Origin of the sequence: Microbulbifer sp. (genome assembly GCF_051659245.1) — a bacterium.
Lineage (GTDB): Bacteria > Pseudomonadota > Gammaproteobacteria > Pseudomonadales > Cellvibrionaceae > Microbulbifer.
In genome coordinates this window covers 22,597-37,902 of sequence record NZ_JBOFOC010000151.1, presented here as the reverse complement: position 1 = coordinate 37,902, position 15,306 = coordinate 22,597, and the positions used below count along the sequence as shown (strand labels likewise).

The following is a 15,306-nucleotide window of genomic DNA, read 5'->3' as shown; positions in this document are numbered from 1 at the left end:
GGCCCGCTCCTACGGGGACCGGGGGAAACCATGTACAAACTCTGCGTCTATATTCCCGAAACCCACCTGGAGAAGGTGAAAACCGCACTGTTCGCCGCCGGCGTGGGCCGGATCGGCGACTACGACTGCTGTTGCTGGCAGGTGCCGGGCACCGGCCAGTTCCGCCCGCGGGCCGGCAGCCAACCGTTTATCGGCGAGATCGGGGAGGTGGAGCAGGTATCGGAATACCGGGTGGAGATGGTGTGCGCCGACGAGTTGGTGGACGCAGCGCTGGCCGCGCTGCGCGAGGCACACCCCTATGAGGAGCCGGCGTTCGACCTGTGGAAATTGGACGAGCGCTGCGGTTGATCCGTATTCCCTCCAGGGACGAACAAAGGTTCGCCTCTGCTTTTCTGCATTCGTTTACAGTTTGCGGTGGATAACGCCGCGGTGCAGGGGGTAGCCGCTCCCCTTGCGGTCCTTGAAATAGTGCTCGACGGCGCGATGCATAATTGGGAAGGCCATTTCCTCCCAGGGGATTTCATCCTCCCGGAACAGTGCCACCTCCAGTGACTCGGGCCCCGGGCCGAAATCTGTATCCATGAGCTCGCCGCGGTAGATCAGGTACAGCTGGTTGATATGCGGGATGTCGTAGACGGTATAGAGATCGTCCACGCGAATATTCGCCCGCGCCTCCTCCCAGGACTCCCGCAGTGCCCCTTCCTCACTGGTCTCGCCGTTTTCCATAAAACCCGCCGGCAGGGTCCAGAGCCCCAGGCGCGGTTCTATGGCGCGCTTGCACAGCAGTATCCGGTCGCCGAGGTAGGGAAGCACGCCGACGATGACGCGGGGGTTGATATAGTGGACGGCACCGCAGCTCCCGCACAGGTGGCGGGGGCGGTCATCGCCCTGGGGAATGGAGAAAGTGACGGCATCGCTGCCGCAATGACTGCAGAATTTCATGGCGCCAGTATAACCGCGTCCACGCCGGCCGTCAGTCTGTCGGGGGCTTGGGGATCAGCAATCGGCGGGGGCGCGAACAATCCGGCGGATCATGGGATGCCGCTGCCATCAGTGAAGTCCGCGCCCGGTATCCGCTCGCTACGTTTTCCGGGACTCCATGAAGCGATTTGTCGGCTAGAGGGTCATAACAATCCGGCCTTCAATTTTTCCTTCCCTCATGCGGTCAAAAATACTGTTGATATTGTCCATAGGCTCAGTGGTAAAGTGGGATTCCACTTTTCCTTCACCGGCAAACTCCAAGGCCTCTTCAAGGTCCGCACGGGTACCGACAATTGAGCCGCGAATGGTTTTTCGCGATAGCACCGTATCAAAGATATCGAGGTCGAAAGTGCCCGGAGGCAGGCCGTTGAGAACCATGGTGCCATGACGTCCCAGCATACCCACACCCTGTGTGAATGCACTGCCGGAAACAGCGGTAACCAACACGCCGTTGGCGCCCCCCATTTGCTTCTGCACCTCAGCTACGGGATCTGTATTTTTAGCGTTGAGGGTCAAATCCGCTCCCAGGGAACTGGCCAGTTTCAGTTTGTTATCGTCGATATCCACCGCAATCACTTTCATCCCCATGGCCTTGGCGTACTGAACGGCCATATGCCCGAGTCCGCCAATACCTGAAATCACGACAGTTTCTCCCGGCCTGCATTCGGTTTCTTTCAAGCCTTTATAAACCGTTACCCCGGCGCAGAGAATCGGGGCGGAGCTGTCGAACGCCAACCCTCTGGGCAGACGGGCGACATAATCAGCATCCGCCAGCACATACTCGGCAAAGCAGCCATTGACGGAATAACCGGTATTCAATTGCTCTCCACAGAGAGTCTCCCAACCTGTTATGCAATGGTGACAGTGCCTGCAGGCGGTGTGCAGCCAGGGTACCCCGATCCGGTCCCCCTCTTTGACAATCTTTACGCCTTCACCAACCTGAGCCACAACACCGGACCCTTCGTGCCCGGGAATAAATGGCGGATTGGGCTTGACCGGCCAATCCCCTGCCGCGGCATGCAAATCGGTATGGCAAACGCCGGAGGCTTCTATTTTGACAAGAACTTTTCCTGGAGAAACATTGGGAACCGTCACTTCCTCGATGGATAACGGTTTGCCAAACTCATGTACAACGGCAGCTTTCATAATCCTGGACATTTGGTGACCCGCCTTTTTTCTCTGATTCTGTTGGTATGGAACCTGTTCACTAGTGTCCATACAGGACACTGGAGCCCGCAGCCCTCTGTCGCAGTTCGAACGATCCGTACGGCGCTCACTGCGCTTCGTCCCGGGCGAAAACGGCCTCAGTCGCCGGGATTACACACGGGGAGTATAGATAGGCCAAACGAGGTTGAATTGAGGTACATCAATCAACAGGTCAATTACCCTGCCGACGGCCAGGAGCGAGAAAACAATGATGGGTCAGGGGGATGCTGTCGGCGCAACCTGCGATGCTTATGCCGCCTATAATGGTTTTATGGGTGTAACTACTCACTCATAGGGAAGCTGCATTGGCTTAAGCGAGCCACCCTGTAGGAGCGGCGGGGCGGCCATCCGACATGCCCGCGATCGGGTGAGCAGTTACTTATGGGTTTCATATTGTAATTGGAAGGCGACAAGTGACGATTGTAGCGGCCAATTTGATCACTTTCGGCTTTAGCGTATAGTTTGTACAGCCACCTTGTGAATTGGTGGTTTGAGCAGTGACCCTATGCTGGATGTAATCGAACACAAACTCGCCAAATTGAGCGGCCAATTGCTGGAAAAGGTACCGAAAGGCCCCGATTTACAGGGACATGCCGCGGTATTGCTGGCCCTGACCGAGGAGCCGGACCCGCAGGTCATCCTCACCCTTCGCGCCCGCCATCTCTCCACCCACTCCGGGGAAGTATCCCTGCCCGGCGGCCGCTGGGACGAAACCGATCCCTCCCTGGAGTTCACCGCTCTGCGGGAAACCGAGGAGGAAATCGGCCTTCCCGCCGGGCAGATTCGCCTGCTGGGCCCGCTGTGGTCGCGCAGCACCCGCTGGCAGGTACAGGTCACTCCCTGGGTGGGCGTGATCTCCCCCGATGTAAACCTGACCCCCAACCCCGGTGAACTGGATGCAATCTTCCGTGTGCCGCTGTCGTTCTTCCTGGCCGATCCCCGTATTCGCACCGACCGCGTCACCATCGACCAGCGCGCCGTCTACCTGCCCGCCTATCTCTACCGCGGCTACGAAATCTGGGGTTTTACCGCAGGGGTGCTGACCGAGTTCCTGGTCAAGGTACTGGACGCGCCTATAGGCCGGCGGGACGATGTGCCGCTGCGGGCACTGAATTAAGGCGGGCCGCATTGCTCTTGCCCGTAGGAGCGGCCCATGGCCGCGATCCCAATATTCAGTCAGCGCTTTCGCGGTCCCGCCGCCGGAAGCCTGTTGACCTCAAGCTTGCTTGAGGGCCTACCCTTACCGCATTGCTGTCAACCGGGTGCGTATAATGCGCGCCAGTTATTCACGAGCAGAGCCATGCCCAGACCCAAATCCGATATCGCCCTGGACCAAGTGCACTGGGGCGCACTGAAGTCCCTGTTCCCCTACCTGCTGGAATTCAAGCGCGCGGTCTCGCTGGCGCTGCTGTGCCTGGTGGGGGCCAAGGTGGCGGGGGTGGGGCTGCCGTTTCTGCTCAAGCATATTGTCGACGACCTGGACAACGCCGGCGGTGCGGCTCAGGCCGTCGCGCTGCCGCTGGGGCTGCTGCTGGCCTACGGCGCGGTGCGTTTTTCCAGCGTGCTGTTCGGCGAACTGCGCGATACGGTTTTCGGCCGCGTTACCGAGCGCGCCCAGCGCCGGGTGGGGCTGGAGGTGTTCGAGCACCTGCACAGGCTGGATATGGATTTCCACCTCAACCGCCGCACCGGCGGCCTGTCGCGGGATATCGAGCGCGGCAACGCGGGCATCGGTTTCCTGATGCGCTTTATGGTGTTCAACATAGTGCCGACACTGGTGGAAATCGCCATGGTGGTGGGGCTGTTGTGGTGGAACTACAGTGCTGCCTTCGCGCTGCTGGTGCTGGGCGCGGTGGTGGCCTATATCGGCTTTTCCGTGGTGGCCACCGAGTGGCGCACCCGCTTCGTGCGCGAGCTGAACCAGGCGGAATCCCAGAGCAGCAGCCGCGCGGTGGACAGCCTGCTCAACTACGAGACGGTGAAATATTTCGGCAACGAAGCCCACGAGGCCCGCCACTACGACCGCGAGCTGGCTTTCTGGGAGTCCGCGCGGCGCAAGAACCGCCTGTCCCTGTTCGGTCTCAATGCGGGCCAGGCGTTGATTATCGCCAGCGCCATGTGTGGCGCCATGGTGCTCGCCGCCGTCAACGTGACCCGAGGTGCGATGACGATCGGCGACTTTGTGCTGATCAACGCCATCATGATGCAGATCTTTATCCCGCTGAATTTTCTCGGTTTTGTCTACCGGGAAATGAAAGGCGCCCTGGCGAATATCGAGAAAATGTTCGCCCTGCTCACGGTGGAGCCGGCGGTAAGCGATAACCCCGATGCCCGCGAGCTGGAGGTGCGCAGCGGCCGCATCGATTTCGAGGAGGTGCACTTCGGCTACCGCGAGGATCGGAAAATTCTCCGCGGTGTCAGCTTCTCGGTGGCGCCAAGGCAGAAAGTCGCCATCGTCGGCGCCAGCGGCGCTGGCAAGTCCACCCTGTTCAAGCTGCTGTTCCGCTTTTACGACGTCAGCGATGGCCGCATCCTGATCGACGGCCGGGATATCCGCGAGGTCGACCAGCAGTCCCTGCGTCGCGCCATCGGCGTGGTGCCCCAGGACGCGGTGCTGTTCAACCAGTCGATCCTGGAAAACGTGCGCTACGGCCGCGTGAACGCCAGCGACGAGGAAGTAATGGAGGCGATACGCCACGCGCAATTGGATGACTTTATCCGGCAACTGCCGGAAGGGGTGGATACCCTGGTGGGGGAGCGCGGGCTGAAGCTCTCCGGCGGTGAGAAACAGCGGGTGGCCATCGCCCGCGCACTGCTCAAGCGGCCCCCGATCATGGTGTTCGACGAGGCCACCTCATCCCTGGACAGCCGGTCCGAGCGGGGCATTCTCGCCGCCATGGGAGAGATAGCCCGCGAGCAGACCACCCTGGTGATCGCCCACCGGTTGTCCACGGTGGTGGATGCGGATGTGATCCTGGTGATGGACCGGGGCCGTATCGTCGAGCGGGGCGCCCACGGCGAACTGCTGGCCCGGGACGGGCACTACGCGGCGCTGTGGCGGATGCAGCAGCAGGAACATGATCCGGAAATCCTGCCGTCCGCGGTGTCGTCCGCGTAGGGCACAAGGTTCGCACCATCCATCACCGCCGCTTTCTTTATAACTCAAGTTTCGGGGTTCAACTCGAGGAGCTGGAGCGGGGTGGGCCTTTCTGGGACACGGGCTAGGCGTCCCCCCCTCAATACGTCCCTGTAGGCTTGTCCGCGAGGTCCCTCTCGCAGACAGTCCCAGAAAGGCCCACCCCGCTCCAGCTTGTGCCACCGGCAGGTACCTCGAACTCCGAAACTTGAGTTGATAAAACCACAGCGCCGGACTAATGTGGCGCCGGAGTAAAGATAACGACAGGCACAATTCCTATGAAAACGCCGATGAAAACTGTACAGATTATCGCCGCACTGCTGGCGCTGATTTTTGTGAGCGCCTGCTCACCGCGGGAAAAGCAGGCGGGAAACACGGAACAGGCTGAAACCGAAGCCCGTATCGTGGAATCCGAAACGGTGCCGGTGGCTAAAAAACAGCCGGTGGAAAACGCCGACGACCGCTTCGGTATCTATGCACCGGTGGTCCTGAATGCGGACCTCTCCGATCTCTCCGACGAGCAGCGGCAGATGATCGGCCTGCTGATCGATGCCAGCAAAATCATGGACCGCCTCTTCTGGCTGCAATCCTACGGCCCTGCGGAGGAGCTGCTGTCCAGTATCGAGGACAGCCGCAAGCGCGAATTCGCCGAAATCAATTACGGCCCCTGGGACCGCCTGAACAACAACGAGCCCTTTATCGAAGGCTACGGCCCCAAGCCGCTGGGCGCGAACTTCTATCCCGCGGATATGACCAAGGCTGAATTCGAAGCCTGGAATCAGCCCGGCAAGGACGGCCTCTACTCCCTGGTGCGCCGCAACACCGAAGGCAAGCTGGAACTGGTGCCCTACAGCGACGCCTACAGGGACCAACTGACCCGCGCCGCGGAGATTCTGCGCGAGTCCGCCGGGCTGGCGGAGGACGAGGAGTTCGCCAACTACCTGCGCCTGCGCGCCGACGCCCTGGTGAGTGACAACTTCCGTCCCAGCGATATGGCCTGGATGGATATGAAGAACAATGCCATCGACGTGGTGATCGGTCCCATCGAAAACTACGAGGACCAGCTGTTCGCCTACCGCACCGCTTACGAATCCTATGTGTTGTTGAAAGACAAGGAGTGGAGCGAAAAGCTGGCTAAATTCGCCGCTTTCCTGCCGGAACTGCAAAAGGGCCTGCCGGTAGCGGAGAAGTACAAATCGGAAACACCGGGCACCGACTCCGACCTGAATGCCTACGATGTGCTCTACTACGCGGGCCACAGCAACGCCGGCTCCAAGACCATCGCCATCAACCTGCCCAACGACGAGGAGGTGCAACTGGCCAAGGGCACCCGCCGCCTGCAGTTGAAGAACGCCATGCGCGCCAAGTTCGACAAGATACTGGTGCCCATCAGCGACCTGCTGATCGCCGACGACCAGCGCAAGCACATCACCTTCCCGGCGTTCTTCTCCAACACCATGTTCCACGAGGTGGCCCACGGCCTGGGCATCAAGAAAACCGTCACCGACGGCAGCAACGTGCGCCAGGCACTCAAGGAGTCCTCCTCCGCATTGGAAGAGGGCAAGGCGGATATTCTGGGCCTGTATATGGTGACCGAGCTGCACGAGAAGGGCGAACTGGAAGATGGCGAGCTGATGGACAACTACGTCACCTTCCTCGCCAGCATCTTCCGCAGTGTGCGCTTCGGCGCCGCCAGCGCCCACGGCAAGGCCAATATGATGCGCTTTAACTTCTTCAAGGAGCAGGGCGCCTTTACCCGTGATGCTGAAACCGGCGAGTACAGTGTGGATTTCGGCAAGATGCAGGACGCGATGACCAAACTGTCGAACCTGATCCTCACCATCCAGGGCGACGGCGACTACGCCAAAGCCAAACAGCTGCTGGACAGCAAGGGCGTTGTCGGCGCCGAGCTTCAGGCCGATCTGGACCGGCTGACGGAAGCGGATATTCCGGTGGACGTGACCTTTATCCAGGGCAGGGAAGTGTTGGGCCTGAAATAGCACGAAGCTGCTGGTACGGCCCCGTCTGTGGGCCGTTGCCATTGGTCCGGCGGGTGAACAGCGCGCCCTGCTGTTCTTCCGCGAGAACGCCGGCCGTTTTCATATCGACTCCTCAGTCTTTGCACTTGCCGGGATTATTCCACCTGTGCGCCCCTGGCTCTCCTTTCCGGCCAGACGTGCTGAGCGACACAGAAGTTCCTTTCTGTCACTTCCGAAAATGACTAGTACACGATGCCGCCCGCTCCTAAACTGGCCCGCAACCAGAGGAGATCGCCGTGCAACTCGACCACAGTATCTGTTCCAGCGCCCGCCTCGCCCGCGACCGGCGGTTCGATGGGCGATTCTTTACCGCGGTGAAGACCACCCGCATCTTCTGCCGGCCCATCTGCCCCGCCCGGCCGCCACTGGAGCGCAATGTCACCTACTACGCCACCGCCGCCGAGGCGGCGAATGCGGGCTACCGGCCCTGCCTGCGTTGCCGGCCGGATGCGGCGCCGGGCAGTCCGGCCTGGGGGCTGGTATCCACCACAGTGCAGCGGGCGCTGAGGTTGATGCGCAGCGAGCGCGAGGCCCAGTCCATCGAGACGCTGGCGGACCGGCTGGGGGTCAGTGGCCGCTACCTGCGCCAGCTGTTCGCGGAGCACCTGGGGGTGAGTCCGCTGGCGGTTTGGCAGGCGGAGCGGGCGCTGTTCGCGTTCGGGCTGCTGCGGGATACCGGCCTGCCGATCTCGCGGATTGCCTACGAGTCCGGTTTCAACAGCCTGCGGCGCTTCAACGGCGTGTTCAAACAGATCTACCGGCGCACCCCCTCGGAAGTCCGCCGGGATTCGGTGGAAGGGGAGAGCGGGGCGGTCGCGGCTTCGGGAACCCGCTTTTACCTCCACTACCGGCCGCCATTCCACTGGCGGGAACTGCTGGCTTTTTTTCGCGCCCGGGCTCTCGCCGGTGTGGAGCAGGTGGAGGGTGATGTGTATCGGCGCAGCTTTGCGTTGGACGGGGTGCGCGGTGTGCTGCGGGTGCGCGACCAGGGGTCGAAAAACCGCCTGGTGGTGGAGGTCTCCGGGGAGGGCGGCGCCGCGCTCTACCTACTGAACCAGCGTTTGCGCCGGCTGTTCGATTTGGACGCGGATACCGCGGAGATCGCCACCCAACTGGCTGCGGACCCCTTGCTCGCGCGGGAGATTGCCCGCACACCGGGGGTGCGCCTCCCCGGGGCTTGGGACCCGTTCGAATACGCCCTGCGCGCCATCCTCGGCCAGCAGATCTCGGTTGCCGCCGCCACCACCATCGCCGGGCGGGTGGTGGCCCGCTACGGCGAATCCTTTGTCGGCGACTCGGGGGAGGAGCACCGGCTGTTCCCGACTCCGGAGCAACTGACGGATGCCGATTTCGACGGACTGGGGCTGACCCGCGCGAGGGCGCAGACCCTGCGCGAATTCGTCGCCGCCACCCTGGACGGCCGAGTGAATTTTGCCGAGACGGAACTGGCCGACTGGTGTGCCCGGGTCACCGCGCTGCCGGGTATCGGCGACTGGACCGCGCAGTACATCGCCATGCGCGGCCTGTCCATGCCGGACGCCTTCCCCGCATCCGACCTGGGCATCTTGCAGGCACTGGGGGAAAACGGCGAGAAGGCCAAACCGAAGCAGGCCCTGGCGCGGGCGGAGAACTGGCGGCCCTGGCGGGCCTACGCAGCGCTGCTGTTGTGGCAGTCGTTAAAGACTGGAGAGGATCAATGATCAGTTATGAAATTTACTCCACCGGATTCGGCGAGGTGGGTATAGCCGCAGACGACGAGGGTATAGTGGCGCTGGAGTTCCACAGCGACAAGCGGCCCATGCGCCTGCAGCCGGACTGGAAGCGCCAGCCATCGGAGTTGACCGACGAGGCCGCCCGGCAACTGGAGGAGTACTTTGCCGGTGAGCGGCGGGAATTCGATCTGCCGTTGAATCCACGCGGCACTGAGTTCCAGCGCAGCGTCTGGGATGAGCTGCTGCGCATTCCCTACGGGAACACGTGCAGCTACCGGGAGCAGGCGGAGGCGCTGGGCAACCTGAAGGCGATCCGAGCGGTGGCGCGGGCCAACGGCGCCAACCGCATCGCCGTGGTGATTCCCTGCCACCGGGTGATCGGTGCCGACGGCAGCCTGACCGGCTACGCCGGCGGGCTGGAGATGAAGGCGCGGCTGCTGAGCCTGGAAGGGTCCGGTTTCGTACAACAGAATCAACTGTTGTAACCCCCGGGACCGCGGAGCTCCAGCTCCGCAAGGCGGCGCAGCCGCCCCTGGGAACGCGAACTCCAACTCGGCAAGCGGGCCGCCGGGGCGAGCGCAAGCTTCATCCGCTGGCCACAACCCCCTCCGACCGCGATAATAGCGCGCTTGAATGATCGCAACGTAGGGGGCTAAATGCTATACAAACTGGGTGAAAAACAACCGCAGATGGAAGGCGAGGGGCACTATATCGCCCCGGGGGCCCAGGTAATCGGCGATGTGCAACTACTCGACCACAGCACCGTGTGGTTCAACGCGGTGGTGCGCGGCGACTGCGGCCCGATCACCATCGGTGAATACAGCAATATCCAGGACGGCGCCGTGCTGCACACTGATCCCGACGTTCGCCTTACCATCGGTCAGGGGGTGACTGTCGGTCACAAGGCGGTGCTGCACGGCTGTGAAATAGGGGACTACAGCCTGATCGGGATCAATGCGGTGGTGTTGAACGGAGCCAGGGTCGGCAGGTACTGTATTGTCGGCGCCAACGCCCTGGTCACCGAGAATACCGAGATCCCCGACTACTCCCTGGTGCTGGGCATCCCGGCCAAGGTGGTCAAAACCCTCGACGAATCCACCTTCGAATTGCTCAAGGCCAGCAGCGACTACTACGCGGACAACGGCCGGTATTTTTCCGAACAGCTCACCCCGGTTTCCGATTCCTGATGTCCGGGAGAGAAGCGGCGGCCGGGCGGCCGGTCCAACACCTTGTAAAGTCCCCCTGTATTTCCGTGTGCGCACTCAACAGCGGCGATATCTGCGAGGGCTGCTTTCGCAGCGGCCGGGAGATTAGCCGGTGGGGCACCATGTGCGACGACGAGCGCCGGCAGGTATTGCGCAGCTGTACCGAACGGGCGCGGCAGATGGGCCGCCTCTGGTAAAGAATTTTAAAAATACCCTGTAGGAGCGGGCTATGCCCGCGATCAATATTGATCGCGGGCATGGCCCGCTCCTACAAGGACATTGTCGAGAATTAAACACGAAAAACATGACCCAACCTTTTGTCCACTTAAGAGTCCACTCCGAGTTCTCCCTGATCGACGGCCTGGTGCGCATCAAACCGCTGGTGGCCCGAGCGGGGGAGCTGCAGATACCGGCGCTGGCGCTCACCGACCAGACCAATTTCTACGGCCAGATCAAGTTCTACAAGGCCTGCCTGGGTGCCGGTATCAAACCGATTACCGGCGCGGATTTCTGGCTCAGTGAGGGCGGTGAGGACAAGCCCACGCTGATCACCCTCTACGCCATGAACGGCGATGGCTACCGCAATATCACCGAGTTGATCTCCCGCGCCTGGATGGAGGGACAGTACCACGGCCAGGCCTATATCCGCCGCCAGTGGCTGAAGGAGTACAGCGCCGGCGTACTGGCCCTTTCCGGGGCCAGGTACGGCGATGTGGGCCGCGCGCTGGTGGCCGGGCGCGCCGCCCAGGCGCGGGACCTGGCCGGGGAGTGGGCGCAGGTCTTTCCAGGGCGCTACTACCTGGAACTGCAGCGCACCGGCCGTCCCGGGGACGAGGAATACCTGCACGGCGCGGTGGCCCTGGCGCAGGAGCTGCAACTGCCGGTGGTGGCCACCAATGACGTGCGCTTTCTCGACGAGAGCGAGTTCGAGGCCCACGAAGTGCGGGTATGCATTCACGAGGGCCGCGCCCTGGATGATCCCCGGCGCGAGCGTCGCTATTCCCCGCAGCAGTATTTCCGCACCCCGGAGGAAATGTGGGAACTGTTCAGCGACATCCCCGAGGCGCTGCACAACACCGTGGAAATCGCCAGGCGCTGTACCTCGCCGATCCAACTGGGCAAGTATTTCCTGCCAGAGTACCCGATTCCCGAGGGCATGACCGAAAACCAGTTCTTCGAGAAGGTTTCCTTCGATGGCCTGGAGCGGCGCCTGGAGAAAATTCTCGACAAGTCCGCGCCGGATTACGCTTCGCGGCGCAAGGTCTACGAGGACCGCCTGCGCTTCGAACTGGACATCATTATCCAGATGGGCTTCCCGGGCTACTTCCTGATCGTGATGGACTTTATCCAGTGGGCCAAGGAACACGGCATCCCGGTGGGGCCGGGGCGGGGTTCCGGCGCCGGCTCGCTGGTGGCCTATTCCCTGGATATCACCGACTTGGACCCGCTGCAGTACGACCTGCTGTTCGAGCGCTTCCTCAACCCGGAGCGGGTCTCCATGCCCGACTTCGACGTGGACTTCTGCATGGAGAAGCGCGACCGGGTGATCGGCTATGTGGCCGACAACTACGGCCGCCAGGCGGTGAGCCAGATCATCACCTTCGGCACCATGGCCGCCAAGGCAGTGGTGCGCGACGTGGCGCGGGTGCAGGGCAAATCCTACGGTCTCGCCGACAAGCTGTCGAAAATGATCCCGCCGGATGTGGGAATGACCCTGCAGAAGGCGTTCGACCAGGAAGAAATCCTGCGCGAATTCCTGGAAAGCGACGAAGAGGCCCAGGAAATCTGGGAGATGGCGGTGCAGCTGGAAGGTGTTGCGCGCAACGTGGGCAAGCACGCCGGCGGCGTGGTGATCGCCCCCACCAAGCTCACGGATTTCGCGCCGCTCTATTGCGACGAGTCCGGCGGCGGCCTGGTGACCCAGTTCGACAAGAACGACGTGGAAGACGCCGGCCTGGTGAAGTTCGACTTCCTCGGCCTGCGCACCCTCACCATCATCGACTGGGCCAAGCGCATGGTGGACGAGCAGCGCGCGCGCGAAGGGCTCGAACCGCTGGATATCGTCGCGCTGCCGCTGGACGACGCACCCACCTTCAAAATGCTGAAAAAGGCCGAGACCACCGCGGTATTCCAGCTGGAATCCCGCGGCATGAAGGATCTGATCAAGCGCCTGCAGCCGGATAACCTGGAGGACATGATCGCCCTGGTGGCCCTGTTCCGCCCGGGCCCGCTGCAATCCGGGATGGTGGACGACTTTATCAACCGGAAACACGGCCGCGCCCAGGTGGCTTACCCGGACGCAAAATACCAGCACGAGAAACTGAAGCCGATCCTGGAGCCCACCTACGGGGTTATCGTCTACCAGGAACAGGTGATGCAGATCGCCCAGGAACTGGCCGGTTACACCCTCGGCGGCGCCGACCTGCTGCGCCGGGCCATGGGCAAGAAAAAGCCCGAGGAGATGGCCAAGCAGCGGGAGATCTTTGAAAGCGGCGCGAAAGAGCAGGGCGTGGACCCGGAGCTGGCGATCAAGATCTTCGACCTGGTGGAGAAGTTCGCCGGTTACGGCTTTAACAAATCCCACTCCGCCGCCTACGCGCTGGTGTCCTACCAGACCGCCTGGCTCAAGGCCCACTACCCGGCGCAGTTTATGGCCGCCACCATGTCCTCGGATATGGACAAGACCGACAAGGTGGTAACCTTTATCGAAGAGTGCCGGGCCATGAAGCTGGAACTGGTGCCGCCGGACGTGAACCTGGGCAGCTACCAGTTCTCGGTGGATATCGACAACCGCATCATCTACGGCCTGGGCGCCATCAAGGGCCTGGGCGAGGGGCCGGTGGAAAATATCATCGCGGTGCGCAAAGAGGGCGGGCCCTTTACCGACCTGTTCGACTTCTGCTCCCGCATCGACCCGCGCAAGGTGAACAAGCGCGCCCTGGAGGCGCTGGTGCGCTCCGGCGCGTTGGACGGCATCGGCCCCAGCGCCGACGGCGACGACGGCCTGAACTATTCCCGCGCGGTGCTGTTCAACGCGGTGGACGAGGCGGTCAAGGCCGCGGAACAGCAGGCGGCGAATGCCAGCGCCGGGATGATGGACCTGTTTGGCGAAGTAGTACCCTCCGCGGCGGAGGGGGACGTCTACGCCGAGTTCCGCCGCGCGCGGCCCTGGAGCATTCGCGAGCGCTTGGAGGGAGAGAAGAACACCCTCGGTCTCTACCTCACCGGCCATCCCATCGATGAATATGAAGAGGAACTGCAACACCTGGTCAAGGCGCGTATCGCCGACCTGAAACCGGGCCGGGAAGCGCAAAAGGTGGCGGGCCTGGTGGTGGCCATGCGGGTAATGAAAACCAAACGCGGCGACTCCATGGCCATAGTGACCCTGGACGACAGGAGTGCCCGCCTGGAAGCGGCGGTGTTCAGCGAGGCTTTTGGCGAGCATCGGGAGAAGCTCGCCAAGGACTCCCTGCTGGTACTGGATGGCCCCGTATCCCACGACGATTACAGCGGCGGCCTCAAGATGACCGTCAACAATGTGTCCACGCTGGATGAGTTGCGCCAGGGCAGCGTGACCGGCGTGTGTTTGCAACTGGACAGCGCCACCGCGCCGAGGGGGCTGGCCAGGCGGCTGGCCGCCTGCCTGCGGCCCTATACCAACGGTCCCGGCAGTAACTGCTGCGTCAACCTGGAAGTGGCGCGCAGCGATGCCCGCGGCACCTATCGGCTGCCAAGGGATTGGAATGTGGAGCCCAACGACCAGTTGGTGCAGTCATTGCGTGAACTGCTCGGTCGACAGCGGGTGGTGCTCAATTACAGTGAGCGGCGCTAGTGTGGTGTCATACTAACAGGCTCGACTAGCTGGTTCTATCCCGGTAAGCTAGCCGCCATTTTTATACGACCGTTTTCGCGGCCGAATGCAACTTGGCGGCAGGCGAGAATTTTGCGGGTGGCACTGGTGTGACGCTCTAGGCATTATCGGAATAGATTTCAAGGCGCGGATTTCATGAATTTCAATTTTCTCGAATTTGAGCAGCCGATTGCTGAACTGGAAAGCAAGATAAAAGAGCTGCAGCATGTGGGCGACGACAACGAGCTGAATATCGCCGACGAAGTGACCCGCCTGCGGGAAAAGAGCGAAAAACTCACCGAGTCCATCTACGCGGACCTCACCCCCTGGCAAGTGGTGCAGGTGGCGCGCCATCCCCAGCGCCCCTATTCCCAGGACTATATCAAGCGTATCTTTACCGACTGGGACGAACTCCACGGCGACCGCCACTTCGGCGACGACAAGGCGATCATCGCCGGTATCGCGCGCCTGGACGGCGTGCCGGTGGCGGTGATCGGCGAAGAGAAGGGCCGCACCGTGAACGACAAGGTGGCGCGCAACTTCGGCATGCCAAAGCCGGAGGGCTACCGCAAGGCCCTGCGCATCATGCAGATGGCGGAGCGCTTCAAACTGCCGGTGCTCACCCTGATCGACACCCCCGGGGCTTACCCGGGCATCGACAGCGAGGAGCGCGGCATCAGCGAGGCCATCGCCCAGAACCTGGCGGTGATGTCGCGCCTGCGCACCCCGATCATCTGCACCGTGATCGGCGAGGGTTCCTCCGGCGGCGCCCTGGCCATCGGCGTCGGCGATCAGCTGAATATGCTGCAGTACTCCACCTATTTCGTGATCTCCCCTGAAGGCTGCGCCAACATCATTTGGAAGACCGTGGAAAAAGCGCCGTTGGCGGCAGAGGCCATGGGCGTAACCTCCAGCGTGCTGGAGGAGCTGGGTATCGTGGACGAGACCATCCCGGAACCCCTGGGCGGCGCCCACCGGGACCCGGATACCATAGCCGCGCGCCTGAAGGAACGCCTGTCCGCACAGGTGGAGCAATTGCGCAATGTCCCCATCGACGAACTGCTGGAGAAACGCTACCAGCGGTTGATGAGCTACGGCAATATCGCCTCCTGATACCTCCAGTGGCCTGTATGGTACTAAATAGTAATACCAGCGGGCTGCTAAGCGGCCAGATGCA

Annotated in this window: 12 protein-coding genes; 10 read left to right on the top strand and 2 right to left on the bottom strand. The window is 62.1% G+C overall.

Annotation, left to right across the window (positions count from 1 at the left end; all coding sequences use genetic code 11):
• The coding region (locus ACRC0P_RS15175) for an NGG1p interacting factor NIF3 (protein ID WP_438632146.1) at positions 1-348 on the top strand (348 nt) is incomplete at its 5' end.
• A 54-nt stretch (positions 349-402) separates the two neighbouring features.
• On the opposite strand, the gene ACRC0P_RS15170 is transcribed toward ACRC0P_RS15175, so the two are convergent.
• A complete protein-coding gene (locus ACRC0P_RS15170) occupies positions 403-942 on the bottom strand; it encodes an NUDIX hydrolase (RefSeq protein ID WP_438632145.1) in 540 nt (179 codons plus the stop codon).
• A 174-nt stretch (positions 943-1,116) separates the two neighbouring features.
• Positions 1,117-2,139 carry an alcohol dehydrogenase AdhP gene (gene adhP / locus ACRC0P_RS15165; RefSeq protein WP_438632144.1) on the bottom strand — a complete coding sequence of 341 codons (1,023 nt, stop codon included), beginning with the start codon at positions 2,137-2,139 and terminating at the stop codon, positions 1,117-1,119.
• Between the two features lie 553 nt (positions 2,140-2,692).
• Between adhP and ACRC0P_RS15160 the strand changes: the two genes are divergently transcribed.
• The 9 genes from ACRC0P_RS15160 (at position 2,693) to accA (ending at position 15,242) form a co-directional block, all read left to right on the top strand.
• Positions 2,693-3,304, top strand: a complete 612-nt coding sequence (locus tag ACRC0P_RS15160) for an NUDIX hydrolase (protein WP_438632143.1) — start codon at positions 2,693-2,695, stop codon at positions 3,302-3,304.
• Between the two features lie 183 nt (positions 3,305-3,487).
• Positions 3,488-5,305, top strand: a complete 1,818-nt coding sequence (locus tag ACRC0P_RS15155) for an ABCB family ABC transporter ATP-binding protein/permease (protein WP_438632142.1) — start codon at positions 3,488-3,490, stop codon at positions 5,303-5,305.
• Between the two features lie 308 nt (positions 5,306-5,613).
• Entirely contained in the window at positions 5,614-7,323 is a 1,710-nt protein-coding gene (locus ACRC0P_RS15150; RefSeq protein ID WP_438632141.1) for a dipeptidyl-peptidase 3 family protein, read from the top strand.
• A gap of 275 nt (positions 7,324-7,598) precedes the next feature.
• Positions 7,599-9,062 (top strand): AlkA N-terminal domain-containing protein, encoded by a 1,464-nt coding sequence (locus ACRC0P_RS15145; RefSeq protein WP_438632140.1) that lies wholly within the window; start codon positions 7,599-7,601, stop codon positions 9,060-9,062.
• A complete protein-coding gene (locus ACRC0P_RS15140) occupies positions 9,059-9,559 on the top strand; it encodes a methylated-DNA--[protein]-cysteine S-methyltransferase (RefSeq protein ID WP_438632139.1) in 501 nt (166 codons plus the stop codon). Before ACRC0P_RS15145 ends, ACRC0P_RS15140 begins: the two co-directional genes overlap by 4 nt.
• Before the next feature lie 171 nt (positions 9,560-9,730).
• Positions 9,731-10,261 (top strand): gamma carbonic anhydrase family protein, encoded by a 531-nt coding sequence (locus ACRC0P_RS15135; RefSeq protein WP_438632138.1) that lies wholly within the window; start codon positions 9,731-9,733, stop codon positions 10,259-10,261.
• On the top strand, positions 10,261-10,476 hold the full coding sequence (locus ACRC0P_RS15130; RefSeq protein WP_438632137.1) for a DUF1289 domain-containing protein: 216 nt from the start codon (positions 10,261-10,263) through the stop codon (positions 10,474-10,476). The genes ACRC0P_RS15135 and ACRC0P_RS15130 overlap by 1 nt, the downstream gene beginning before the upstream one ends.
• 107 nt (positions 10,477-10,583) lie before the next feature.
• Entirely contained in the window at positions 10,584-14,111 is a 3,528-nt protein-coding gene (dnaE, locus tag ACRC0P_RS15125) for a DNA polymerase III subunit alpha (RefSeq protein WP_438632136.1), read from the top strand.
• Between the two features lie 174 nt (positions 14,112-14,285).
• A complete protein-coding gene (gene accA / locus ACRC0P_RS15120; protein WP_438632135.1) occupies positions 14,286-15,242 on the top strand; it encodes an acetyl-CoA carboxylase carboxyl transferase subunit alpha in 957 nt (318 codons plus the stop codon).
• Positions 15,243-15,306 lie beyond the last annotated feature (64 nt).